Annotated in this window: 24 protein-coding genes and 1 other annotated feature; of the genes, 15 read left to right on the forward strand and 9 right to left on the reverse strand. The window is 40.2% G+C overall.

Annotation, left to right across the window (positions count from 1 at the left end; translation table 11 throughout):
* Positions 1-49: 49 nt before the first annotated feature.
* Positions 50-415, reverse strand: a complete 366-nt coding sequence (locus tag ACOB80_RS13350) for a hypothetical protein (RefSeq protein WP_473166344.1) — start codon at positions 413-415, stop codon at positions 50-52.
* 297 nt (positions 416-712) lie between these two features.
* Positions 713-844 (forward strand) — a sequence feature (His leader region).
* Between the two features lie 89 nt (positions 845-933).
* Here ACOB80_RS13350 and hisG point away from each other — a divergent pair.
* The 11 genes from hisG to ACOB80_RS13405 all read left to right on the forward strand — a co-directional run bounded on the left by hisG (position 934) and on the right by ACOB80_RS13405 (position 10,115).
* Positions 934-1,833 carry an ATP phosphoribosyltransferase gene (hisG, locus tag ACOB80_RS13355; protein WP_473166345.1) on the forward strand — a complete coding sequence of 300 codons (900 nt, stop codon included), beginning with the start codon at positions 934-936 and terminating at the stop codon, positions 1,831-1,833.
* A gap of 2 nt (positions 1,834-1,835) precedes the next feature.
* On the forward strand, positions 1,836-3,140 hold the full coding sequence (hisD, locus tag ACOB80_RS13360) for a histidinol dehydrogenase (protein ID WP_473166346.1): 1,305 nt from the start codon (positions 1,836-1,838) through the stop codon (positions 3,138-3,140).
* Positions 3,137-4,249, forward strand: coding sequence for a histidinol-phosphate transaminase (gene hisC, locus ACOB80_RS13365; protein ID WP_473166347.1), 1,113 nt, complete (start codon positions 3,137-3,139; stop codon positions 4,247-4,249). Before hisD ends, hisC begins: the two co-directional genes overlap by 4 nt.
* Before the next feature lie 4 nt (positions 4,250-4,253).
* Entirely contained in the window at positions 4,254-5,324 is a 1,071-nt protein-coding gene (gene hisB / locus ACOB80_RS13370) for a bifunctional histidinol-phosphatase/imidazoleglycerol-phosphate dehydratase HisB (protein ID WP_473166348.1), read from the forward strand.
* A complete protein-coding gene (hisH, locus tag ACOB80_RS13375) occupies positions 5,324-5,938 on the forward strand; it encodes an imidazole glycerol phosphate synthase subunit HisH (RefSeq protein ID WP_473166349.1) in 615 nt (204 codons plus the stop codon). The genes hisB and hisH overlap by 1 nt, the downstream gene beginning before the upstream one ends.
* Before the next feature lie 38 nt (positions 5,939-5,976).
* Positions 5,977-6,714 carry a 1-(5-phosphoribosyl)-5-[(5-phosphoribosylamino)methylideneamino]imidazole-4-carboxamide isomerase gene (gene hisA / locus ACOB80_RS13380; RefSeq protein WP_473166350.1) on the forward strand — a complete coding sequence of 246 codons (738 nt, stop codon included), beginning with the start codon at positions 5,977-5,979 and terminating at the stop codon, positions 6,712-6,714.
* Positions 6,696-7,469: an imidazole glycerol phosphate synthase subunit HisF gene (gene hisF, locus ACOB80_RS13385; protein ID WP_473166351.1), complete on the forward strand. Its 774-nt coding sequence runs from the start codon at positions 6,696-6,698 to the stop codon at positions 7,467-7,469. The genes hisA and hisF overlap by 19 nt, the downstream gene beginning before the upstream one ends.
* Positions 7,466-8,083 (forward strand): bifunctional phosphoribosyl-AMP cyclohydrolase/phosphoribosyl-ATP diphosphatase HisIE, encoded by a 618-nt coding sequence (gene hisIE, locus ACOB80_RS13390; protein WP_473166352.1) that lies wholly within the window; start codon positions 7,466-7,468, stop codon positions 8,081-8,083. Before hisF ends, hisIE begins: the two co-directional genes overlap by 4 nt.
* A gap of 178 nt (positions 8,084-8,261) precedes the next feature.
* On the forward strand, positions 8,262-9,134 hold the full coding sequence (locus tag ACOB80_RS13395) for a hypothetical protein (protein ID WP_473166353.1): 873 nt from the start codon (positions 8,262-8,264) through the stop codon (positions 9,132-9,134).
* A 117-nt stretch (positions 9,135-9,251) separates the two neighbouring features.
* Entirely contained in the window at positions 9,252-9,545 is a 294-nt protein-coding gene (locus ACOB80_RS13400; RefSeq protein WP_473166354.1) for a DUF6559 family protein, read from the forward strand.
* Positions 9,546-9,650: 105 nt separating this feature from the next.
* Positions 9,651-10,115, forward strand: a complete 465-nt coding sequence (locus ACOB80_RS13405) for a GNAT family N-acetyltransferase (RefSeq protein ID WP_473166355.1) — start codon at positions 9,651-9,653, stop codon at positions 10,113-10,115.
* 21 nt (positions 10,116-10,136) lie between these two features.
* Here ACOB80_RS13405 and ACOB80_RS13410 read toward each other — a convergent pair whose 3' ends face one another.
* From ACOB80_RS13410 to ACOB80_RS13435, 6 genes are all read right to left on the reverse strand, one after another.
* Positions 10,137-10,535 (reverse strand): MAPEG family protein, encoded by a 399-nt coding sequence (locus tag ACOB80_RS13410; RefSeq protein ID WP_473166356.1) that lies wholly within the window; start codon positions 10,533-10,535, stop codon positions 10,137-10,139.
* Positions 10,536-10,673: 138 nt separating this feature from the next.
* Positions 10,674-11,318, reverse strand: coding sequence for an adenylate kinase (gene adk, locus ACOB80_RS13415; protein ID WP_473166357.1), 645 nt, complete (start codon positions 11,316-11,318; stop codon positions 10,674-10,676).
* Between the two features lie 213 nt (positions 11,319-11,531).
* The gene (gene htpG, locus ACOB80_RS13420) at positions 11,532-13,493 is read right to left on the reverse strand and encodes a molecular chaperone HtpG (protein WP_473166358.1); all 1,962 of its coding nucleotides are present in this window, start codon (positions 13,491-13,493) and stop codon (positions 11,532-11,534) included.
* A gap of 155 nt (positions 13,494-13,648) precedes the next feature.
* Entirely contained in the window at positions 13,649-15,232 is a 1,584-nt protein-coding gene (locus ACOB80_RS13425; RefSeq protein WP_473166359.1) for a M48 family metalloprotease, read from the reverse strand.
* A 1-nt stretch (position 15,233) separates the two neighbouring features.
* Positions 15,234-15,632 carry a hypothetical protein gene (locus tag ACOB80_RS13430; protein WP_473166360.1) on the reverse strand — a complete coding sequence of 133 codons (399 nt, stop codon included), beginning with the start codon at positions 15,630-15,632 and terminating at the stop codon, positions 15,234-15,236.
* Entirely contained in the window at positions 15,629-17,185 is a 1,557-nt protein-coding gene (locus ACOB80_RS13435; RefSeq protein ID WP_473166361.1) for a CHASE2 domain-containing protein, read from the reverse strand. The genes ACOB80_RS13430 and ACOB80_RS13435 overlap by 4 nt, the downstream gene beginning before the upstream one ends.
* Before the next feature lie 224 nt (positions 17,186-17,409).
* Here ACOB80_RS13435 and ACOB80_RS13440 point away from each other — a divergent pair, with 224 nt between their 5' ends.
* Positions 17,410-17,787, forward strand: a complete 378-nt coding sequence (locus ACOB80_RS13440; protein WP_473166362.1) for a SpoIIAA family protein — start codon at positions 17,410-17,412, stop codon at positions 17,785-17,787.
* Positions 17,788-17,813: 26 nt separating this feature from the next.
* Here ACOB80_RS13440 and recR read toward each other — a convergent pair whose 3' ends face one another.
* Complete coding sequence (recR, locus tag ACOB80_RS13445; RefSeq protein WP_473166363.1) at positions 17,814-18,413, reverse strand: recombination mediator RecR; 600 nt, start codon at positions 18,411-18,413, stop codon at positions 17,814-17,816.
* A gap of 138 nt (positions 18,414-18,551) precedes the next feature.
* Between recR and ACOB80_RS13450 the strand changes: the two genes are divergently transcribed.
* Both ACOB80_RS13450 and ACOB80_RS13455 read left to right on the forward strand, forming a co-directional pair.
* On the forward strand, positions 18,552-19,802 hold the full coding sequence (locus ACOB80_RS13450; protein ID WP_473166364.1) for an MFS transporter: 1,251 nt from the start codon (positions 18,552-18,554) through the stop codon (positions 19,800-19,802).
* 91 nt (positions 19,803-19,893) lie between these two features.
* Complete coding sequence (locus tag ACOB80_RS13455) at positions 19,894-21,474, forward strand: EAL domain-containing protein (protein ID WP_473166365.1); 1,581 nt, start codon at positions 19,894-19,896, stop codon at positions 21,472-21,474.
* Positions 21,475-21,489: 15 nt separating this feature from the next.
* Here the strand turns inward: ACOB80_RS13455 and ACOB80_RS13460 are convergent, their stop codons facing one another.
* Positions 21,490-22,074, reverse strand: a complete 585-nt coding sequence (locus ACOB80_RS13460; protein ID WP_473166366.1) for a MarR family winged helix-turn-helix transcriptional regulator — start codon at positions 22,072-22,074, stop codon at positions 21,490-21,492.
* Positions 22,075-22,221: 147 nt separating this feature from the next.
* Between ACOB80_RS13460 and ACOB80_RS13465 the strand changes: the two genes are divergently transcribed.
* Positions 22,222-22,812: a carboxymuconolactone decarboxylase family protein gene (locus ACOB80_RS13465; RefSeq protein ID WP_473166367.1), complete on the forward strand. Its 591-nt coding sequence runs from the start codon at positions 22,222-22,224 to the stop codon at positions 22,810-22,812.
* Positions 22,813-22,869 lie beyond the last annotated feature (57 nt).

The raw sequence follows: 22,869 nt of genomic DNA on the forward strand, positions 1-22,869 counted from the left end.
AAATAACTGTCAGCGCTTTTCCGCGAATTCATTTAACACACAAGTAGATTTAAATATAAATATCTAAATGAGGCGTGTCTTCATCAGGCTTATTTTGTTCTTTCTTAGGGCGCGTAATATCTTCTCTGTGCAGAAGAAGGTTCTCCTCGTCAGCTTCTACCTGAGGATGTGTCAATTGCTCTTCTTTAGTCTGATACGATGAGCGACTATCATGTGGTTCATTATCAGAACTTCCTCCGTGCTCACTATCAGCGTTTTTCTCTTTAACAAAGTACAAATTATGCTCTTCAAGGTGGTCGAGATCTTCTGACACAGATTTCGCAGCAGTTTCCTTGTGTAACGATTTTACCCTCAGCTTTTCAGGCTTAATAGGTACAGTTCTTACTTTAGTTAATGCCGTGGTAAAAATGTCCATCTCGATATCCTAGTTCAAAGGGCTAGCGATAGTTTTGCTAATTACTTATTAGCCATATTATCGGCAAAATAACGTAAAAGTTAATATTTTAGATCGATATTGCATAAATAAATGGCAACAAGTGCTTGCTCATTGACAAAATTAGCAGTATGGTTAGCGCAAGTGTATACAATTAGTTGAATTGCTCTAATCAATTTTAAATGAGAGAAATTAATTCAACTAACTAATTTTTGCTTGAATAGTTCAAGCACTAAAATGAGATTTAATAGATATTATGACTACAAACCTGACTGTAATTCATCATCACCATCATACGAATTAGCCGCTCAGGTTTGTTCGCTGAGGGGTTTATGGACCTTTCAGTGGCAGTAGCAAAAGTTGTTTAGCAAAACCCCCGAAAGAGTCCAACTCTCTCGGGGGTTTTGTCGTTTTTACGGGCTATGAATTGTATATACAGGACTAAACAACAGCTAAACACTGCATTATTAACTGGATTTTAAAACTTTAGGAATATTGACATGACAACAGAAACTAGACTTCGCATCGCCATGCAAAAATCAGGACGTTTGAGTGAGGATACTCAAGCACTTTTAAAACGTTGTGGCCTTAAAATAAACGTTGCTGATCGCAGGTTACTGGCTCATGTCGCTAATATGCCCATCGACATTATGCGAGTAAGAAGTTCAGACATTCCAGGCCTTGTTATGGATGGAGTCTGCGATTTAGGCATTGTCGGCGACAATACGTTGGAAGAGACGGCCTTAGAACGCCAATTATTAGGTAATAATTCAGAGTACATTAAAACAACGGCGTTGAATTTTGGTGGCTGTCGTTTATCAATTGCCATGCCCGAAGAATTTGAATACACAGGTATCAAAAGCCTAGACGGTTTAAGATTTGCCACTACGTACCCACAGTTACTGAAACGCTATGCTGAAGCAAACGGAATCAACATTGATTTTTGTCTATTGAAAGGTTCCGTTGAAGTTGCGCCACGCGTCGGTTTAGCAGACGGGATTTGTGATTTAGTGTCAACAGGTGCAACCCTTGAAGCGAACGGTTTGGTGGAAGTTGAAGAAATATTTCGCTCAAAAGCGTCTCTTATTCAAACCGCAACGCCACTAGCACAAGAAAAACAAGAGATTTTGGATACCTTACTTCCGCGTATTCAAGGTGTAATGAAAGCGAAAGAGAGCAAGTACATTATGCTACACGCTCCCAAAGATAAAATCGCTGAAGTCAGCGCGCTTATGCCTGGCAAGGAGACGCCTACTATTTTACCACTGGCAGAGCGTGACGATTTGGTTGCAGTACACGTTGTCGCTACAGAAACCTTTTTCTGGGAAACCATGGAACAACTTAATGCGTTAGGCTGTAACTCTATCTTGGTTATGCCAATTGAAAAGATGATGGGGTAAAAATGACAATCAGTAAAATCAATTGGCAACTGTTAAACCGACAAGAGCGTCAAAATGCCCTTTCGCGTCCAGCAATGGCCGAAAGTGATTTGTTATCGACGCAAGTTGCCAACATTCTAAATGAAGTAAGACGTAAAGGTGACAAAGCGCTATATGACTTCACGCAGCGATTTGACGGCGTAGCTCTTTCATCGTTGAGAGTGTCAGAAGAACAAGTAGAACAAGCGATAGCTTGCTTATCTGAGTCAAGATTAGCGGCTATTGAAAAAGCTTATGGGCAAATAAAGCGTTTTCACGCCGCTCAAAAACCAAAAGATATCGAAGTAGAAACGGCGCCAGGCGTGGTGTGTACATTAAAGACCGAAGCGATTGAAAGTGTCGGTTTATACATTCCTGCTGGCAGTGCACCACTACCTTCTACCGTATTAATGTTAGGTGTTCCCGCAGAGCTAGCAGAGTGCCAACGTAAAGTATTAGTTAGCCCACCGGATGCTAATGGCAACGTAGCGCCAGAAGTTCTTGCAGCAGCTAAACTTTGTGGCATAAAAGAAATTTATGCCATTGGCGGCGCGCAAGCGTGTGCTGCACTGGCTTTTGGTACTGAATCTATTGAGCCAGTAAATAAAATATTTGGTCCAGGCAATAAGTTTGTCACTGAAGCGAAAAAGCAATTAGCACAACAGGTGGCAGGCTTTGCTATCGATATGCCAGCAGGCCCTTCAGAAGTGCTAGTGATAGCGGATGCGCAAGCAAATCCAGCATTTGTCGCAGCAGACTTACTTTCGCAAGCGGAGCACGGCCCTGATAGCCAAGTCATTTTACTGTCTGATAGCGAAGACCTAATTGATAGAGTTAACACAGCATTAGCTGAACAAGTCGCAGTTCTGTCTCGCAAAGACATCGCTTTACAGGCACTCAGCCAAAGCAGATTGATACTCACACAAGATCTCGCACAAGCGTGTGAGGTATCTAACGCTTATGGTCCTGAACACTTAATTGTTCAGACCGATAATGCACAATCATTATTAGCAAATTTAAGAAACGCGGGTTCTATTTTTGTAGGTGCTTTCACGCCAGAATCTGCCGGTGATTACGCTAGTGGCACTAACCACGTTTTACCGACTTATGGCTATTCTAAAGTAGTTTCTAGCTTATCGTTAGCGGACTTTTCACGTCGCTATACTGTACAAAGTATTAGTCGCCAAGGGCTGGCGAATATTGCCGACTGTATTTGCGAACTAACGGACGCTGAAGGTTTAGATGGCCACAAACGAGCGGTGACTATTCGATTGGAGGAAGCAGGATGAGCTTAATAAATAAACTCGCTCGCAAAGAGTTATTGGATATGGTGCCTTATCAGTCTGCACGCCGCTTATATGCGGGTAACGGAGAGTTTAATTCTAAAATTTGGCTTAATGCTAATGAAGCTTCTGGACCTGGTATTTACCAAGTTAACAGTGACTGTGTTAACCGCTACCCTGATTTTCAGCCAACGAATTTAATGGATGCATACTCAGCTTACTCAGGCTTACCGATTGAAAACATTTTAGCAACGCGTGGCGCTGACGAAGGCATTGAATTATTAATTCGTACATTTTGTACGGCTTATAAAGACAACATCCTAATTTGCCCACCAACCTATGGTATGTACGCAATCAGCGCGGAAAACCACGGTGCAGGCATAAATAAAGTACCTTTGGTTAACAATCAACTAGATTTGGCAGGGTTAAAACAGCAAGTGGGTAAAGTCAATGTGGTATTTCTTTGCTCGCCTGGTAACCCAACAGGTAATTTACTTAATGCAGAAGACATTAAGCAAACCATTGAGATGTTTGCCGACTCTGCGCTAGTTGTTGTTGATGAAGCCTACATAGACTTCGCACCAGAGCAGACCGTAGCTAACTGGTTGGACACATACGAAAATCTAGTTGTGTTGCGAACTTTGTCAAAAGCCTTTGCATTAGCGGGTATTCGCTGTGGTTTTACTTTAGCCAGTAAAAGTATCATCGAGATGATGAGTAAAGTAATAGCCCCTTACCCTATTCCGGCTCCGGTTGCCGAAATTGCCAGCGAAGTATTGTCTTTAAAAGGTTTAGCGCAAGTAAATATTCGTGTTCAAGAAGTCAATGTGCAACGAGAATTACTGTCAAATTGGTTAAGAGAACAGAGTTGGTGTACTAAAGTATTTGAATCAAATGCTAATTTTGTTCTGTTCCAATGTGCAACCAATCAACTAAAAGACGAAATTTTTATCGAGTTGGAGCAGCAAGGGATCCTAATAAGAGATCAATCAAAGCAGCCTCAATTAGAAAACTGTTTACGGGTTAGTATTGGTAGTGAAAGAGAACTTTCTGCCTTAAAGCAAACAATAGAAAATTACATGGCGGATCGCGCCACGTTAGTAGTACAAGAGTAAGACCATGTCACAGCAAAACATTTTATTTATTGATAGAGACGGCACTTTAATTGAAGAGCCAATTACAGATAAACAAGTTGATACGTTAGAAAAGTTAGTATTCGAGCCTGACGTTATTCCAGTATTGCTCGCTTTACAAAAGAAGGGCTACCGACTAGTGATGGTGTCAAACCAAGATGGACTTGGTTCCGATAGCTATCCACAGGCAGATTTTGATTTACCGCATGACAAAATGATGGATTTATTTACATCTCAAGGTATTACTTTTGATGAAGTATTATTGTGTCCTCACTTCGAAGAAGACAACTGCTCTTGTCGCAAGCCAAAACTTGGTTTAGTCAGCGACTACTTGCAGCAAGGTAAAGTTAATTTTACTAACTCTTTTGTTATTGGTGACAGAGAAACTGACATGCAGTTAGCTGCCAATATGGGCATTCGTGGCTTTAAATACAATCGCGAATCACTGACATGGAATGATATTCAAGAAGCACTACTTAACAGCCCTAGAACCGCAAGTATTACTCGTACCACCAAAGAAACAGATATTAATGTCTCGGTTAACTTAGATAAAGTCGGCGATGTAAGCATAAAAACTGGCTTAGGCTTTTTTGACCACATGTTAGAGCAAATTGCGACCCACGGTGGTTTTTCAATGCAAGTATCTGTTGATGGCGATTACCACATTGATGATCACCACAGTGTTGAAGACACCGCCTTAGCGCTAGGCCAAACACTTAAAGAAGCCTTGGGCGATAAACGTGGTATTGGCCGTTTTGGCTTTGTATTGCCTATGGACGAGTGCCGTGCAGAATGTGCTATCGACTTATCTGGTCGCCCGTGGTTGGAGTTCGATGCTAAGTTTACTGATTCACACGTTGGTAAAATGTCGACACAAATGGTGTCGCACTTTTTCCGTTCTTTAGCTGATTCAATGGCGATTACTCTACACCTAAGTACTACCGAAGGTAACTGCCACCACCAAGTGGAAAGTTTATTCAAAGTATTTGGCCGCGCTTTACGACAAGCGATTGAAGTAAAAGGCGATGTTTTACCAAGCTCGAAAGGCACCTTGTAATGACAAAGAAAAACCAACAAATTGTTATTGTTGATACTGGCTGTGCCAACCTATCATCAGTTGCTTTTGCTGTGGCGAAACTAGGCTATCAGGCAACGATTACAGATGACCTAGACCAGATTAAACGTGCTGACAAAGTCATATTACCTGGTGTAGGCAGCGCACGACACGCAATGGAAAACATTGTCGCTAAAAACCTAGTTGAAACACTGCAAGGACTCACGCAACCAACACTAGGTTTTTGTTTAGGTATGCAGTTAATGACAACTTCCTCTGTTGAAGGCGCAAAAGAGGACACAGTTCAATGCTTAGATTTAATACCAACTGAAGTAAGGCCCTTACAAGCTGAAGGATTACGCTTACCACATATGGGCTGGAACACCTTAGCGAATATAACTGACCATCCGGTTTTCGCTGGAATTGACAACGGTGAGTACGTGTATTTCGTTCATAGTTTTGCCGCGCCAGTTTCAGAATATACCGTCGCAACATGTGAATATGGGCAGCCGTTTTCAGCGGCAATTGCTAAAGATAATTTCATAGGCTGTCAGTTTCACCCTGAGCGCTCAAGTAAGCTGGGAAGCAAAATTATTGAAAATTTTCTAGCGATGTAATCTGGCCAGTAAGTAACGGATAAAAGAGATTTAACAAAATGATGATACCGGCAATAGACTTGATAAATGGCGAAGTAGTTCGCTTATATCAAGGCGACTACCAACAAAAAACAAATTACAACTACACAGTGCAAGAGCGCCAACAAGCTTATTTTGAAGCTGGCGCAACCGTGATGCACTTTGTTGACTTAGACGGTGCAAAAGATAGCACTAAGCGTCAGCTTGCCACATTAAAAACTGTAGTAAATCACCCAGAGATGATCACACAAGTAGGTGGTGGTGTGCGAAGTGAACAAGACGTTATCGAGCTACTAGAGCTTGGTGCAAACCGTGTTGTTATTGGTAGCCTCGCCATCAAAGAGCCTGCGCTTGTGGCAAGTTGGGTTGAAAAATATGGCAGTGACAAAATAGTGTTAGCACTCGATATAAAAATAGATGCAGACGGTAAAAAAACCTTACCAACTCACGGTTGGATTAAAGAAAGCGGTGTTGTTCTTGAAGAATTGTTAGCGGCCTACCAAAATGTTGGCATAAAGCACGTACTGTGCACTGACATCAGTAAAGACGGCACATTAACAGGAACCAACGTTAGTCTTTACCAAGAGCTTTGCCAAGCGTACCCAGATATTCACTGGCAAGCTTCAGGTGGTATAGGCTCATTAGACGACATTAAAGCGCTGATCCCGACGGGTGTTGCTGGCGTTATTCTCGGTCGCTCATTACTGGAAGGTAAGTTTACCCTTGAGGAGGCAATCGCATGTTGGCCAAACGCATAATTCCCTGTCTTGATGTTCGTGATGGCCTAGTGGTAAAGGGCGTTCAGTTTCGCAACCATGAAATTATTGGTGATATTGTCCCTTTGGCAGAAAAATACGCAGAAGCTGGTGCTGACGAGTTAGTGTTTTACGATATTACCGCTAGTTCAGATGACCGAGTAGTCGATAAAAGCTGGGTAAGTCGAATTGCAGAAGTTATCGATATTCCTTTTTGTGTTGCTGGGGGTATTAAAACCGAGCAAGACGCACAGCAAATATTGAAGATGGGAGCAGATAAAATCAGCATAAACTCCCCTGCTCTTGCTGATCCTGATCTTATTTCAAGGCTCGCCGATATATTTGGTCAACAATGCATTGTTGTAGGTATCGATAGCTTTTGCAACAAAGAAACAGGCCAGTATCAAGTGTATCAGTTTACAGGCGATGAAAGTAAAACGACCAAGACTAGTTGGACTACCTTTGATTGGATTAAAGAAGTTCAAGCACGCGGTGCCGGAGAAATTGTCTTAAACTGCATGAATCAAGATGGTGTGCGCAACGGGTACGACATAGAGCAACTAAAACTTGCAAGAGAAGCATGTAACATTCCACTGATCGCCTCTGGCGGAGCAGGTGAAATTGTTCACTTTACTGACGTGTTTAAAAAAGCAGATGTTGACGGTGCTCTGGCAGCCAGCGTCTTCCACAAAGGCATCATCAATATGGATGAGTTAAAACAAGAATTATTGCAACAGCAGGTGGTCATCAGAACATGATAGTAAATCAAGATAACTTAAATACTCTAGCATGGGATAAAATGGACAATATGATCCCTGCCATAATCCAGCACCACAAAACAGGTGCTATTTTGATGCAAGGATTTATGAATCAAGAGGCACTTAACTACACGCTAGAAACTGGCAAAGCCACGTTCTTTAGTCGTTCAAAAGAAGGCTTATGGTGTAAAGGTGAAACATCAGGAAACTTTCTACAGGTTAGTCAAGTGTTGGCAGACTGTGATAAAGATAGCCTGTTGATTTCTTGCCTACCTTATGGTCCAACATGCCACTTGGGTACGGAATCTTGCTTTCCAGAACAGAAGCTAACGACACAAAACTTTTTGAGCCAGCTCGAGCAAGTTATCGCTGAACGTCATGAAAGCGCTCCACCAGAAAGTTACACGGCAAAGTTGTTTGCTAAAGGCACAACAAAAATCGCACAAAAAGTTGGGGAAGAAGGTGTTGAGGTGGCTTTAGCGGCTGTCGCAGAAACCAAAGAAGACTTACTCGGCGAGTGTGCAGATTTGTTCTATCACACTTTAGTACTGCTGAGAGATAAAAACATAGAACTTTCAGAGGTGATGGAAAAACTTCAATCAAGACATAAGTAACCTCTCCCTATTGTGAAGTAAAGTTTACCTTTGTAATAAGCATAGACCAAAGTAAACTTTGCTTTGCATTAACAATGTCATTACACTGAAGATGAATGCTATTAACGTTTAAAGCGTTCTAATTACAGTAAGGAGTAAATAACAGGGATTTTCGCAGTTGTATTGAGAAGGTCACTTGATGTTACGTACTACTTTCTATTTTCTTATTAGCTATTTCTTCTTATTGCTCAGTAGTACTGTCAGCGCACAAGACTCCTCTGAAAACATTCTCATTTATATACGCGACGACGTGTATGAAGATTATCAAAACTTTCTTAATGGGCGAGATCCAACGGAAATTACCAATTTTTCAGGTAAAACGATTCGCCGAGATGTTGTCGACATGATCATTGCACAACAAGCGCTAAAGCTAGGCGGTTTTCACTATAAATTTAGCTATGCCCCAGGCAAGTTAAACTTTAGAAATACTAAAATGTTATCTGCGGGTAAATTATTGATCAGTTTCGACTCATATTGGCTTACCGATGCTACCGCTTTAGGTAACGATGTATACGTTTCAAAACCCGTTATTCGCTACGGAGAATATATTGCGGGCATTTATACTAACCCTAAAAACAAAGCGGTTTTGGCAATCCAAAATCTTGCCGATTTAGAACAATTTACCTCTGTATCTACTAAAAAATGGCGAACAGATTGGGCAACATTAGAAGAGCTTCCATTAAAGGAGCTAATAGAAGAAGACGAATGGCTTAGCATGGCAAGAATGGTTAATCTAGGCTGGGTAGACTTTATGTTGATGGCCTTTCATTCAACCGCTGACCGTTCATTTACTATGGACAAAGTTCACCTAGTGCCAGCGCCAAATGTCGGCATCCTATTAAAGGGCAGTCGTCACTTTGTTATTAGTACTAAACACCCATTAGGACAAGAAGCTTATATAGCGATAGAAAAGGGGTTAGCGATTCTAAGGCAGCAAAAACGCATAACTAAAGCATACTCACAAGCTGGCTTTTTTATCGATGAAAATAAAATCAAAGTAATCAATAAATAACTTTTATTTTGACGATAGCACCCTAACCATCTAGTCAAAAATCATTGATTATTTTTTAACTAATCTGTAATATACGGCACCTACCATACACGGACTTTTCATTGCTAAGGAATAGCTATGTTTAAATATTGGTCAATAAAGAAGTACGGCAGCAAACTTTTACCTTTATTAGAAAAACAATACGGCACTCGCCAGTATTACTCTAGTTCTCAAATTCGTACTGTCATCTATAAAAAAGACTTTGATCCTTCCTATTTGCCGCTAGGCTACATTCTATTTTTGGATCCTCAATCTTTAGAAGATGTATTAGCCGCTGAATTTCCAGATATCAAAATCGCTGAATACAAGAAAGAAATTCTTAGATACTTAGAAAAGAAAAGCTATCGAGGCTTTTTGCAAATATTGCAATAACGCTGCTTAATACCAATTACATTAGTTTGGTATTCGTTATTCGACTAGACAAATAAAACTACCAGTGATGAAATGGCAATAATCTTGTTTTAACACTGGTGGTTTATGACTTCCTGTTTAGATTGGCAATGTAAGCCATTTAATCAACTCAATTGCAATGAATTATATGACTTGCTTAAGCTTAGAATTGACGTTTTCGTGGTTGAGCAAACCTGCTACTACCCAGACTTAGATGATTTAGATCGTCACCCAGAAACACTGCACGTATTTCTTTATCAAGAAAGCAAAATGACAGCATATCTGCGTATTCTCCCGCCCGGTACTAGCTATCCTGAGCAGCCATCAATTGGGCGTGTGTTAACTGCGCAATACGCAAGAGGAAACGGTCTAGGTCATCCGTTGATTAAACGTGGCATTGACGCCTGTCAGGCTAAATTCCCAGGATTGGAGATTAAGATTTCTGCACAAGAACATTTAACTGATTATTACGGGCAACACGGGTTTATTGTTTGCAGTGAACCTTATTTAGAAGACGGTATACCTCATATAGGCATGAAGTTACCGTCATAACAGTTGTAGCCTGCAGGAAGCCTAAAGCATTGCCGTTAAGAATAATCTGATGTTTTCAACAGACAAAATAGCAATAACAATAAAGCTAGATATCATACCCCAAAAGCGAAACTTACTCGGGCCTTTTGAATGGGTAATAGCGATAGCATGTAACACTCGGCCGATAGTAAACGCAGCGCCACAAGCATGAACTAAAATCGGATGTGAACCACTATAAGCTGCAAGAGCTAATAAAATAAGAGCTAATGGTGTATATTCAGCAAAATTGCCATGCACCCTGATAGCTTGAGCTAACTCGGCATGGCCACCATCCCCTATTCCAGTCTTGTATTTATATCTAAGCTTTATAATTCTAAAAGCTAACGCGATGTACATTAACCCTAATATTGCAGCGTAAAAGCCGACACTTGTTAATCCCATGTAGGTTCCTTTGTATTAAGTTGCTCTTTTCATTATTAAAAACATTTAACCAAAAGCCAACGGTGACTTATGACAATTAAAGGCCAAAAACGACAAAAGCCCGCATATAGCGGGCTTTTTAGAACAAGGAGTTAAGAATTAACCTAACTGTTCTGCTAATTGTTGGCTAACAGTATCAACGGCTTGAGTACCATCGATAGTGATGTAACCGCAGTTACCTGCTTTTGATTCAGCTTGATAGTAGTCAACAAGTGGCTTAGTTTGCTCATGATAAATACCTAAACGCTTGCGAACCGTTGCTTCTTCATCATCAGGACGAATAACTAGGTCTTCACCGGTTTCGTCATCTTTACCGTCAGTTTTAGGCGGATTATAAACAATGTGGTAAACACGACCAGAACCCGGATGAACACGACGTCCAGCCATACGCTCTACGATAACTTCATCTGGCACGTCAAATTCAATCACGTTATCAACTGATACGCCATTTTCCTTCATCGCATCAGCTTGAGGAATCGTACGAGGAAAGCCATCTAGTAAAAAGCCTGCTTGACAGTCGTCTTGCGCAATACGTTCTTTTACTAGGCCTATGATTAACTCATCAGAAACAAGCTGACCAGCGTCCATTACTTCTTTCGCTTTCTTACCAAGTTCAGTTCCTGCTTTAATAGCGGCGCGTAACATATCGCCGGTAGAAATTTGAGGAATACCGTACTTAGCCATTAAAAATTGTGCTTGAGTACCTTTACCAGCGCCCGGAGCACCTAACAAAATAATGCGCATATACTTATTGCCCTGTATGTTTAATATACTTACTTTGGCGGTTTAACTTAGGCTAATTTTGCTAAAAATTTAACCGCCAAAGCAACTATCATATTGTCGTCATATAGAAGTGCAACACTATACAATTTAGCCCGTATGCAAACAAGTAACAATTGGCTATTAAACATAAAAAAAGGAGCTTATTTGCTCCTTTTTCTACTAAAGTCTAATAATTTACTTGGTTAAGCTCATCATTAGTTTGTTTAATCTTGCCACGAAAGAAGCAGGATCTTTTAAGCTACCACGCTCAGCAAGTGTTGCTTGCTCAAACAGCACGTCTACCCACTGCCCAAACTTTTCATCATCAGTTTCATCAGCTACGTGCTTAACAAGATCATGCTCAGCATTAATTTCAAAAATAGGCTTCACTTCAGGAACTTCTTGTCCAACTTGCGCCATAAGTTTCTGCATTTGAATGCTCATGTCGTCATCAGCGGTAACGATAACGGCAGGCGAATCCGTTAAGCGATTTGAAATTTTTACTTCCTTAACTTTATCGCCTAATACATCTTGCATACGCTTAGTAACTGAATCAAATTCTTGCTCAAGTTTCTCTTGTGCTTCTTTTGACTCTTCATCTTCCATGTCGCTTAGGTCAACTCCACCACGCGCTACAGACTGCAATTGCTTACCATCAAACTCGGTTAAGTGGCTTACTAACCACTCATCGATGCGATCAGAAAGTAATAACACTTCAATGCCTTTCTTGCGGAATACTTCTAAATGCGGGCTATTCTTAGCCGCTTCAAAGCTATCTGCAACAACGTAGAAAATTTTGTCTTGGCCTTCTTTCATACGCTCTACGTATTCAGGAAGCGATACATTTTGCACACTTGAATCTTCATGGCTAGAAGCAAAGCGCAACAGCTTACCAATTTGCTCTTTGTTTGCCATATCTTCAGCAGGACCTTCTTTAAGCACCTGACCAAACTCGTTCCAAAACGATTGATACTGCTCTTTGTCTTTATTGCCAAGCTTCTCCAACATTTTAAGGACACGCTTAGTACAACCTTTGCGGATTGCCTGCGTTACCTTATTGTCTTGTAAAATCTCACGAGAAACGTTTAGCGGTAAATCATTTGAGTCTAATAAACCCTTAACAAAACGTAAGTACGTTGGCATAAATTGCTCGGCGTCATCCATAATAAATACGCGTTGCACATAGAGCTTTAAGCCGTGTTGCTTTTCACGATTGTATAGGTCAAAAGGCGCTTTGCTTGGCACATAAAGTAATGAAGTATATTCAGTTTTACCTTCAACCTTGTTGTGTTCCCAAAGTAATGGGTCGGCAAAGTCATGAGAAACATGCTTGTAAAACTCTTTGTATTCATCTTCTGACACTTCAGATTTTTCACGTGTCCAAAGAGCTGTTGCTTTGTTTACTGGTTCCCATTGTGGTGGAACAGCATCGCGCGCTTCGATAGCGGGCGTAACTACGTTTCCTTCGTCATCTTTTACTTCTTCTTGCGCTTCAACGGCAGGAATTTCTTGCGATAACATTTCAACTGATACAGAAATATGATCAGAGTATTTGGTTACGATAGAACGCAAACGCCAGTCATCTAGGAACTCATTCTCATCTTCTTTAAGATGAAGAATAATATCAGTACCACGGTTAGATTTTTCGATTTGACGCGTAGTGAATTGACCTTCACCTTCACTCTGCCACTCAACACCTTCGCCCGCAGAAACACCAGCAGCACGAGAACGCACAGTGACTTTATCAGCAACAATAAATGCAGAGTAAAAACCAACACCAAATTGGCCTATTAATTGTGAATCAGATGCTTGGTCACCCGATAGTTTTGAGAAAAACTCAGCTGTCCCCGACTTTGCAATAGTACCTAAGTGCTCTACGATTTGGTCATGAGTCATACCAATACCGTTGTCCGATATTGTCACAGTGTTTGTATCTTTATCAGCACTTACTCGAACACGTAATTCGCCGTCACCTTCATAAAGGTCGGCATTTTTCAATGCTTCAAAACGAAGTTTATCTGAAGCATCGGCAGCATTAGACACTAATTCTCGTAAAAAGATTTCTTTATTGCTGTAAAGCGAGTGGATCATTAATTGAAGTAATTGTTTTACTTCTGTTTGAAAGCCATGAACTTCTGGTTGACCTGTCTCAGACATCTGAGCCATCTCCTTTTTATACTAATTTCGTTTACATTCGCAGGATTAAATCCTCAAGTTAAAAGGGATATGGGGATGGTTAATTTAAGATTCAAGAATAAATTTTAATTGGTGGCTAGAGCCTGAAGAGTCAGGCTCTAGTGAGCTTTTTCAACTTACGCGTTAAGTTGTTGTAAGTAGGTTTTACACATTTCTTTGCTATTTTCGTAGTTCGCACACTGCTTAAGCGCCGCAACGCCTTCATCGTGTTGATCTAACTGAAAATAAACCATCGCCTTTTCATAAATAAATAACTCTTCTGATTTAAAAACATCTTCAGCTTGAACAATGAATTTCATGGCACGATCAAAATCTTTCTTCTGGATAAGATACTCAATCATTTTAGTGTACATACCTCGAGAGGCGTTCTCCCAACCACGAACAAGCTCTAAATTTTGATAGGCTTTGTCCAGATTTCCTTGGGTGCGGCGGAGGTTATACATAACATCTCGAATGCCAGGCTGTCTATTAATGCTTAACCGAGTAAGCTGTTTTGCTACTTGGTTCGCTTCAGACACTTTTTGCTCAGACAGCAATTGATTCACTTGGTACGTCACTCGATAACCTTTGATTACCTCAAGGATTTCAGGTTGGTTAATAAACTGTCGCCATTGTTTTTTCTTGACTCGTTGACGTATTTTGTCGTCATACTCGCGTGTCGCATATTTGCGTAATTGAATATCGCGTTTCTCAGGAGACATATGCGACTCTTTAAACCACTGGCCCGCTGACGCTATCAATGTACCCAATCCTTTTTCTACTGTGTTATTTAATCCTTCAGTGAAGCCATTAACATTCATATCCTCAATAGCACCGGTAAGCACTTTTTTCTGCTCACCCCAAAAGTTATCTAACAAGCTTTCTTGCTGCCCTTGAAAATTAGCTAGACGCTCCAAGGTGTCTCTACTTGCACGCGGTGAATACCCCATAGCAATGGCCAAGTCCATTCCTAATAAATCAGCTTCATTTTCTTGGGTTCTTCCCCAAGCGGTACTCCAAACATTGTCGGAAATACTATTAATAAGCCCAGAGTAAACGGCAGCTTTGGTAATGTTTTTACTGCCGTGTTTTGAAGGCTGATAATCCAAATCGTATTTATTACCGCGTTTAACCACTTTGGTGTCTTTAGCGACATTTGCAGCAACAACACCTGATGCAATGGTATTGATAGTCTTTCGTTGTTCATCAAAAGCAGCAGTGCGCTCGTGATGTCGCAGTAATAAATGACTAATTTCGTGAGCCATTAAAGTAACCGCTTCATCTTCACTCTCAATGTTAACCAGCATGCTGATTGGAATATAAATATTTCCCCAAGAATCGACTGAAGGCGCAAAGGCAAAACTATCAATAATATGCACTTTTGCCTTTACCGGTGTACCTGGCCAATGAGATATAATATCGTCGGTCATCTTCTGGAAATATGCATTTAACTTAGGCGATTCGACAATGTTATTAATTCGTACATGATGAGCAGGTACTTCATTACCAGAATAGCTTAATGCTGTGCCTGTTCCTGTATATTTATCTTCTAGCTCTTTGTAGTCGTTAAGCTTAGAAACATCGACAAACTTACCCTCAAATCCATCATAGTAATCATTACCAAATAGATTGGATGCCGCATCCCCTAAACCACTAACTGTTTTGCAACCACCTAGTAATAATGCTACTGATAGCGAACTAAGTGCCAATAATTTTTTCATCTTATTTCTCCTTAGAACAGCTTTTACCGTAACCTAACGTACCTGCTTGCATACTACTTTTGTCTTCATTTTTGTTAAGAGCAACACAAGGCATAACAACACCCTTGCCTTTGTTAAGCTTAACATCCATGGTGTCGAGCCAAACTTCATTGCCTGACTTGTCTTTAATTTTTACGATTTCCAAATCAGTATCAATCAGCAAGACCTCTACCGGCGCCTTTGGCAAAGTCGCGACATCAACTTTTTTAATTAAGCTCGCCTCTTTATCGAGTAAAGCTATTGACGGGTAGACATATTCAATGATTTTTAATGTTTCAGCATATGAATTGAACATAAATAATGAAAGTGATACAGCTAACAATTTACTCACTCGCACAAGTCGTTTTGTGGTAATAGTCATGAGACTCCCTCCTTACCTTTCGTTATTTTAATCGTTAAAAAATGATAAAAATCTTCCAGCGTATCGTTGGGTATCAGCGATACGGCAAGAAAAAACAATCCAATAAAATTAATCACTCGGTATTCAGTGAAAAGTGCTAAATATGCTGTGAAAAGAAATAGTGAACCAATAATCGTAAGCATGCTGTGTTCAACATATGGAATTAATGCTTTAGAATAGCCTCGCTTCCAACGAGATAAGCGGCGCACTAGCGCATTTTTCGATTCAGGCTTAGATTCTGCTGGCGTAAACTTTGCAGTTAATATGAGTGGTTTGTATTGTTCATTTAAAATGTACTTTTCTCTATCTGATAAACGGTACTCTCTATCGAATTCAGGCTTGCTTTTTCCCTCTATTAAACAGTGTGACAAACATGTTGCATCGTCATTAGCGTTATTAGTATCTTTATGAATAACAAAATTCAAATCTGCTGGCGCAGACGCTTGTTTTGCCCAACGAAGTTTAAAAATGAGTAAAACGAACAGCAACTCAACTAAGTCTATCCAATTAATGTCTGTATCGAACACGCTTGGCGAGTCTCTGAGATAATTTTCACCGTAAGTTATCAAATTATCTAATGCCATTGCGTGAAGAAAAACGCCCGGTGTTAAGCCATGAACTGGCGAAACCACTTTATCCTGAGCACCACTGATATTAGCGCCTATCAAGACAATTTTATCTTTAAAAGCGGCATTAAATAACGTTTCTGCGTCCTCGTCACTACCAATCAAAGAAGATGCCATCATCGTTTGACTGTAAGGACATTCTTGAATCTTTTCGCCACTAATGCGCCAAAATAAGTCGGAAAGGAACATTCGAATAATCGACGTATTGCGCTGGCAATCTTCGTTCGGCGTTAATTTACTCTGAAAGTCAGCTACTTTTTCTCCCCACTGAATAGACATTGGCGCGTTAAAGCTGTTTCGCTGAAACTGACATTTACCCGTTTGGCTACAGTACTCTTCATAAAGAGCCAGAGCTGCAGTATTTAAACCATTGGTATTTAGCGGATATTGATCACCGAAGCCCCTCCAAGCGATATCAGCCCAATATTTTTGCTCACTCAGCGCTTGAGGGATATTAGTTACACCATCATCAGAAAGAGCTAAAAAAGTTTTAGTACCGTTAAGCTTCTCATAGCGCTCCAAAATTCTAGGTAAACGACTTAGCTTATCGCGCCCTTCGCTTCTATCTTGTGAATACACTAAATCGATAAACATAGCTTTGGGTTCGTAATGCAGTATCTTTCTAAACAATCTAATTTGTTGGTTATACGGTAAAGGCCAACTTGACTCGGTATGCTTCAAGTATTGCTCATCAATTAAAACAACAATGATTTCTTTTTGCGCTTCATTGCTATATAGGGTGGACTTCATCCGATTGATAAAGTTAGCTGAAGCATTATCTGATGCGGTAACTAAACCAAATGGATCAAGCAGCAAAAAGCCAATAGCAAGGAGAAACTTGCAAGTATGCGACGCTTTTGAAACTAAAAATACAAAATATTTGGTCATGTAGTCCTTTACCAACCGCTCAATCAAAGGAAAGAAGTACATTTGTACAAATGCACTAATATCTATTGCTTAATTTTACACCATGTATATCAGCTTGCATAAAATTCTTCAACGAAAATAACACAAACTTTATACAATTTTTGTATAATAAACACCCTGAACTCAGCTAAACTTTATTGGTTGTATTATTGATAGATCTTTACGTTATTTTCTAAGGAGTTGTTATGCAAAAACATGGAATAACAATTGGCATTGAGAGAACAGGTAACCAACTGTTTATGTCGATGGAAGTAAAGGGGAAGCTAACTCATGAAGACTACTTAATCATTACACCTATGCTTGAATCAGCTTTGCTTGGCATTGAATCTCCGTCTATTAGCGCCCTGATAGATTGTACAGCGTTGGAAGGTTGGGAACTACGAGCTGCATGGGATGACTTTAAACTTGGTTTAAGTCATGGTAAACAGTTTAAAAAGGTCGCACTAATAGGCCGAGAAGGCTGGCAAGAGTGGGCTACCAAAATCGGCAATTGGTTTTTGTCTGCCGAAATCGTTTTTTTCACTAATCACAATGATGGCATTAACTGGCTAAAAGAAACCTAAACCGAGATTAACGCCTCGATAAATCCTTAGTACTGTTTTCTGCCAGAAAGTGCATGTGACAATGTATTGCCATCAACAAACTCTAATTCACCACCAACGGGCACCCCATGCGCAATTCTCGACACATTGACTTCGTGTTTCTTAGCAAGCTCTGCAATAAAATGTGCGGTAGCTTCTCCTTCAACAGTAGGGTTAGTTGCAAGAATAACCTCATTTAAACTGTTGTCACTAAATTGCTGCTCAAGTACATCCAACCCTATATCTTCAGGACCAATACCATCGATGGGTGATAAATGCCCCATCAACACAAAATAACGGCCTTGAAATTCGCCTGTTTGCTCTATTGCAATAACATCTGCTGGAGATTCAACGACACAAAGCTGCCCTTGCTCACTCCTTCTCGGATTATCACAAATGTCACATAACTCCAGTTCAGTAAAGTTACGACATTGACGACAATGTTGGACGTTTTGCATCGCATTGCTCAAAGCATCTGATAACTTTTCACCGCCTACACGATTACGTTCCAATAAATGAAACGCCATGCGCTGCGCTGATTTGGCTCCCACGCCGGGCAAACATTTAAATGCGAGAATAAGCTCTTGTACTAAAGGACTAAATTTCATAATTATCGTGTGAAAAATTTTTTGCTAGTCTACAAGAAGTTGAATAACACTGTAAACGTATCAATCAGCATAAAGTTGCTGACTTTACCACTTTTTAGCTTAGAATAAGCTTTTGACCTTCCCCTAATAAAGAACCTCATGATCAGTCACTTGTTTATCGCTTTCATATTGCTCTTGTTTACCACGGCTGTTTTGTCTCGACTTTATGCTTTGCCTAAAAATATTTGGGTGCTTTTTCTACTGCAGCCACTAGTGATGGCCGCGTCTCCCGTTATCGTTTTTATTGGAGGGATTTTAGCATCACAAATCGCGCCGGACCCGTCGCTGGCAACCTTGCCGGTAACTGTGATGATCTTAGGGGTAGCTTCAGCTGCAGTTCCTGCAGCAATGCTTGCCAAGAAATGGGGAAGGAAAAAAGCTACTTACTTTGGATTTTTATTGGGGTTAATTGGCTGTTTAATCGCTGCACAGGCAACGATAGACGGGCACTTTATTCTATTCACTATCGCCTCTTTGCTATTGGGAATGTGTACTGCCTTTATTCAACAACTGCGATTCGCAGGTATAGAAAGCACAAGAACGCCTAGTGACGTCCCTAAGGTGCTTTCGGTTTTAATGCTTAGCGGCATATTTTCTGCTTTCTTAGGCCCTGAGATTGCCGTTGTAGCTAAAGACTGGATAAGTTCAGCACATGGGTATACTGGCTCCTTCTTGTTATTAGCGGCATTGAACCTTGTCGCTATGGCAATGATGACCCAATTTAAAGATCCAACACCATCAACTGCTGATGAAAACAGCTCTGGACGCCCACTAAGCACCATTGCAAAACAACCGCTATTTTTTGTTGCCATTACCACTGCAGCTCTAGGCTTTGCTTTAATGAGTTACTTGATGACTGCAACCCCCTTGAGCATGCACAACATGGACGGCCATTCGTTAAATGATACTAAGTGGGTAATACAAACACATATCGCGGCCATGTTTTTACCATCGCTTTTCACAGGTTTTTTAGTTAGCAAGTATGGTTTAAAAAGCTTATTTATCAGCGGCGTCGTTATTTACGGGTTAGTTGCTTTGGTCGCATTTAGTGGACACGAAGTTATGCATTATTGGTGGGCACTTCTTCTTCTAGGCGTAGGCTGGAACTTTCTATTTTTAACTGGGACTTCTTTGTTGCCGCAAACCTATGAAAACAATGAAAGACATCAAGTACAAGCACTAAATGAATTCGTCATCTTTGCCAGTCAAGCAACCGCCTCGCTACTCGCCGGCTGGGTGTTATTCTCTTTTGGTTGGCAAGCTGTTGTTCTATCAAGTATTCCTTTTATCGTCATATTAGTTATAGCCATCATTGTCTATTTAAAACACTGTAACAAAACTGTCACATAGATCGATTACTATCTGATATAAATAAAAATAATTACAATTTGATTAAACACTCAAAAGTTTATTCGAATAGCAATTCTTAAAAGGTATATCAGTGTCCTTTGTGCGTAGTAAAGTAAAAGCGTCAGTTATCGCTAGTGTTGGCACATTTCTCATCTTTGTTTTGCTCTACCCTCGAGAGATCACTGAAAACAAAATTGCCCAAGAAAAGCTTGTACAAACTGAGTTTAATTGGTTCAAGCAAGAAATTGACGTAGTACTTACCCAGCTATCAGACTATTTTGAATACAACGAAACTTTGTCGCCATCGTGTCTAGATAGCGACTTATCGATTTTTAGAAGAGCACACTTTCAAATGCCCATGGTGGCAGAGTTTGGTTTAGTTAACCCGCAAGGACAACTTATATGCGCTAGCTGGGGAAAAGTGGTACCACCGCGGGTAACTGCTAGCCCCAAACCCATTAACCCTGGTCAGATGCGCTTTTTTGGTCCTATACATACAACACTCGTAGGCGAGGCGGCTTTAGTTATTTCTCGCACTCGCAAAGATGGATATGAACTAAACGCCCTACTTCCACAATCTATTTTGCAAAGCCGCATTGCAGGCGTTAACGAAGAATTTACCTTTGCGGCAATAATTGACGCAAAAACTGGAGTACCACTATCTCTCGTTGGTAATTACAGTCTACCAATTAACAACAGTTCACTTTTGCCGATTGATAGCAGTGTAACGTTAAAGCAACAACAGTTAGACAACCTAACAACACATTTTTTAATGGCAGAGCCTTTAGCGCAATTACCAGAACTAGCCTTTATCTTGGCCATTAAAGACGACGTTTTATACGGTAAAAAAGTGCTACCTTCCATTACCACACTAATAATTCTTGTAGTCAGTTTCGCGGGGTTATTTTTATTGGTGACTAGCTACCAAGAAGTATACAAAAGCCGAAAAAGTAAACTCCTTCACGCAATGCAAACAGGTCAATTTGTTAACTTTTACCAGCTTATTTGGGACTCTAATCAACAAAAATATGTCGGCGCAGAAACCTTAGCAAGGCAAGTTCACCCTGTAGAAGGATTATTAACACCTAATCGCTTTTTACCAGACATTGAAAAAAATGGTTTATCTGTAGAATTAACGCTGGCCGTTATTCGAAATTTAACTATAGAAATTCCAACGCTTTTAAACCGACATAAAGATTTAAAAATTAATATAAATATTACTGGTGCGCACTTTAAGTGCGCTGAATTTCTAAAAGAAATTGCGATATTAAAGCGTTCTATTCCACGGTTAGTATTAGAGCTTACTGAAACAGAGCTAGTGGAATTAGATGATGCTCGAGTAGTAGATGCGATTCAATATTTAAAATCGCTTGGTATTAAGCTTGCGATTGATGACTTTGGCACTGGCTACGCTGGCATTCAATATTTAAAACAACTTCCCTTTGATATTTTAAAAATAGACCAAAGCTTTGTCTCTTCAATAGGCACTCAATCTCAGTTAAGAAAAATACTCGATGGCTTAATTGAACTTGCTAAAAATCTCGATTTAGAGATAGTGGCAGAAGGTGTAGAAACAGAAGAACAGGCACAATACTTGATTAAAAACGGCGTCACCTTGCACCAAGGTTGGCTTTACCATAAAGCCACGTCTTTAAACTCTTTAGTTTCGTAAACTAGCAAGTTTAATTTAACGACCTTGGCTTTTCTTATACCAACGAATCAACTCTTTTTGATCAGCAGGAGCTTCTTCACCATTGGAAATCATTTCAAGCGCTTGCTCTGCTAACATTGCTTCTGATTGATATTCAATTTTATCAAGAAGTTGATTAAATACTACTAGTTCTTCTTCCGAGAGCACACTGTTTAGCACTTTATCACGTTGCTTCATTTCTCTTGTAACGTCTCGGTATAGCGCTTCGCCTTTTTCCTTCAATACCAAGTTTTTCACATTTTTCTTATGGGCATCTGGCTGAGTTTCAATAAGCTCTAGTTGCAATAGCTTTTTAACCGCACGGCTAACGGTATATGAATCAAGTCGAGACTGATACGCGATGTCTGCAGATTTAATCGGCATATAAGAACCAATATTAATCAATACTCGCATCTCTCTAGGATCAAGTTGGCAAGCTTGGCGAATTTTCCAATCTCTGTTTAAAGCGAGCAAGTTACTGACGACAGCGATTTTAAAAGGTAAATGACTATCGAGATCAAACGGCTGATCTAAATCAGTGGTTAGCTGAAAAGCTTGTCTTCTAGGTTTTTTGTCAATCATGATTATTCAAATTACTAAGTTACTGACAACTTTAACACTTTTATCTTTAAAAAACAGTTAGCAAGTTAACAACCACCAATTTATGTTGCATATGCAACATAACTTAATTACACTCATTGAATAAATAAACAACAACAGGAAACTAACATGCCACTTATTACCCCTTTAGCTAGCGACGCAAATGAAGAAGTTGCTGAACTCGCAAGGTTTTTTAACGAGACGCTAGGATTCTGCCCAAATAGTGTATTAACGATGCAGCGTCGACCAGTAATCGCCAAAGCGTTTATTAATCTAAACAAAGCGGTTATGGCAAATGCCGGTAAAGTCACTTCAGAGCAGAAGCGCCTGATCGGCTACCTTACTAGTGCAAATACAGGCTGTAGATATTGCCAAGCACATACTATTTTAGCTGCTGAAAGATATGGCGGAAGTGAAGAACGGTTAGAAAACATTTGGTCCTTTAGAGACAGTAACCTATATACTGATGCTGAGAAATCCGCATTTGAATTTGCCCTTGCTGCGTCAAGTGTTCCAAATGCTGTCGATCAAACCATCAGCGAAAACCTTCGCCAATATTGGAGCGAAGAAGACATTGTAGAAATCCTTGGCGTTATTTCATTATTTGGCTATTTAAATCGCTGGAATGATTCTATGGGGACAACGATGGAAGATGGCGCTGTCGATGCGGGTGAAAGGTTACTGAATAATAGTGATTGGGAAAGAGGCAAACACATATAAGCGTTACTAGCTGATTTTCATTTAATTTTTAAATCAAACAGCTATACTGGTGGTCGT

It is taken from the genome of Thalassotalea coralli, assembly GCF_055786205.1.

Excerpts from the sequence above, each read along its gene's own strand:
- hisG (WP_473166345.1), top strand. The coding sequence starts at position 934 with ATGACAACAGAAACTAGACTTCGCATCGCCATGCAAAAATCAGGACGT.
- htpG (WP_473166358.1), bottom strand. The coding sequence starts at position 13,493 with ATGTCTGAGACAGGTCAACCAGAAGTTCATGGCTTTCAAACAGAAGTA.
- ACOB80_RS13405 (WP_473166355.1), top strand. The coding sequence starts at position 9,651 with ATGACTTCCTGTTTAGATTGGCAATGTAAGCCATTTAATCAACTCAAT.
- ACOB80_RS13425 (WP_473166359.1), bottom strand. The coding sequence starts at position 15,232 with ATGAAAAAATTATTGGCACTTAGTTCGCTATCAGTAGCATTATTACTA.
- hisC (WP_473166347.1), top strand. The coding sequence starts at position 3,137 with ATGAGCTTAATAAATAAACTCGCTCGCAAAGAGTTATTGGATATGGTG.
- ACOB80_RS13350 (WP_473166344.1), bottom strand. The coding sequence starts at position 415 with ATGGACATTTTTACCACGGCATTAACTAAAGTAAGAACTGTACCTATT.
- ACOB80_RS13460 (WP_473166366.1), bottom strand. The coding sequence starts at position 22,074 with ATGATTGACAAAAAACCTAGAAGACAAGCTTTTCAGCTAACCACTGAT.
- hisH (WP_473166349.1), top strand. The coding sequence starts at position 5,324 with ATGACAAAGAAAAACCAACAAATTGTTATTGTTGATACTGGCTGTGCC.
- hisA (WP_473166350.1), top strand. The coding sequence starts at position 5,977 with ATGATGATACCGGCAATAGACTTGATAAATGGCGAAGTAGTTCGCTTA.
- ACOB80_RS13435 (WP_473166361.1), bottom strand. The coding sequence starts at position 17,185 with ATGACCAAATATTTTGTATTTTTAGTTTCAAAAGCGTCGCATACTTGC.
- hisF (WP_473166351.1), top strand. The coding sequence starts at position 6,696 with ATGTTGGCCAAACGCATAATTCCCTGTCTTGATGTTCGTGATGGCCTA.
- ACOB80_RS13430 (WP_473166360.1), bottom strand. The coding sequence starts at position 15,632 with ATGACTATTACCACAAAACGACTTGTGCGAGTGAGTAAATTGTTAGCT.
- ACOB80_RS13465 (WP_473166367.1), top strand. The coding sequence starts at position 22,222 with ATGCCACTTATTACCCCTTTAGCTAGCGACGCAAATGAAGAAGTTGCT.
- ACOB80_RS13400 (WP_473166354.1), top strand. The coding sequence starts at position 9,252 with ATGTTTAAATATTGGTCAATAAAGAAGTACGGCAGCAAACTTTTACCT.
- recR (WP_473166363.1), bottom strand. The coding sequence starts at position 18,413 with ATGAAATTTAGTCCTTTAGTACAAGAGCTTATTCTCGCATTTAAATGT.
- ACOB80_RS13450 (WP_473166364.1), top strand. The coding sequence starts at position 18,552 with ATGATCAGTCACTTGTTTATCGCTTTCATATTGCTCTTGTTTACCACG.
- ACOB80_RS13395 (WP_473166353.1), top strand. The coding sequence starts at position 8,262 with ATGTTACGTACTACTTTCTATTTTCTTATTAGCTATTTCTTCTTATTG.
- adk (WP_473166357.1), bottom strand. The coding sequence starts at position 11,318 with ATGCGCATTATTTTGTTAGGTGCTCCGGGCGCTGGTAAAGGTACTCAA.
- hisIE (WP_473166352.1), top strand. The coding sequence starts at position 7,466 with ATGATAGTAAATCAAGATAACTTAAATACTCTAGCATGGGATAAAATG.
- hisB (WP_473166348.1), top strand. The coding sequence starts at position 4,254 with ATGTCACAGCAAAACATTTTATTTATTGATAGAGACGGCACTTTAATT.
- ACOB80_RS13410 (WP_473166356.1), bottom strand. The coding sequence starts at position 10,535 with ATGGGATTAACAAGTGTCGGCTTTTACGCTGCAATATTAGGGTTAATG.
- hisD (WP_473166346.1), top strand. The coding sequence starts at position 1,836 with ATGACAATCAGTAAAATCAATTGGCAACTGTTAAACCGACAAGAGCGT.
- ACOB80_RS13440 (WP_473166362.1), top strand. The coding sequence starts at position 17,410 with ATGCAAAAACATGGAATAACAATTGGCATTGAGAGAACAGGTAACCAA.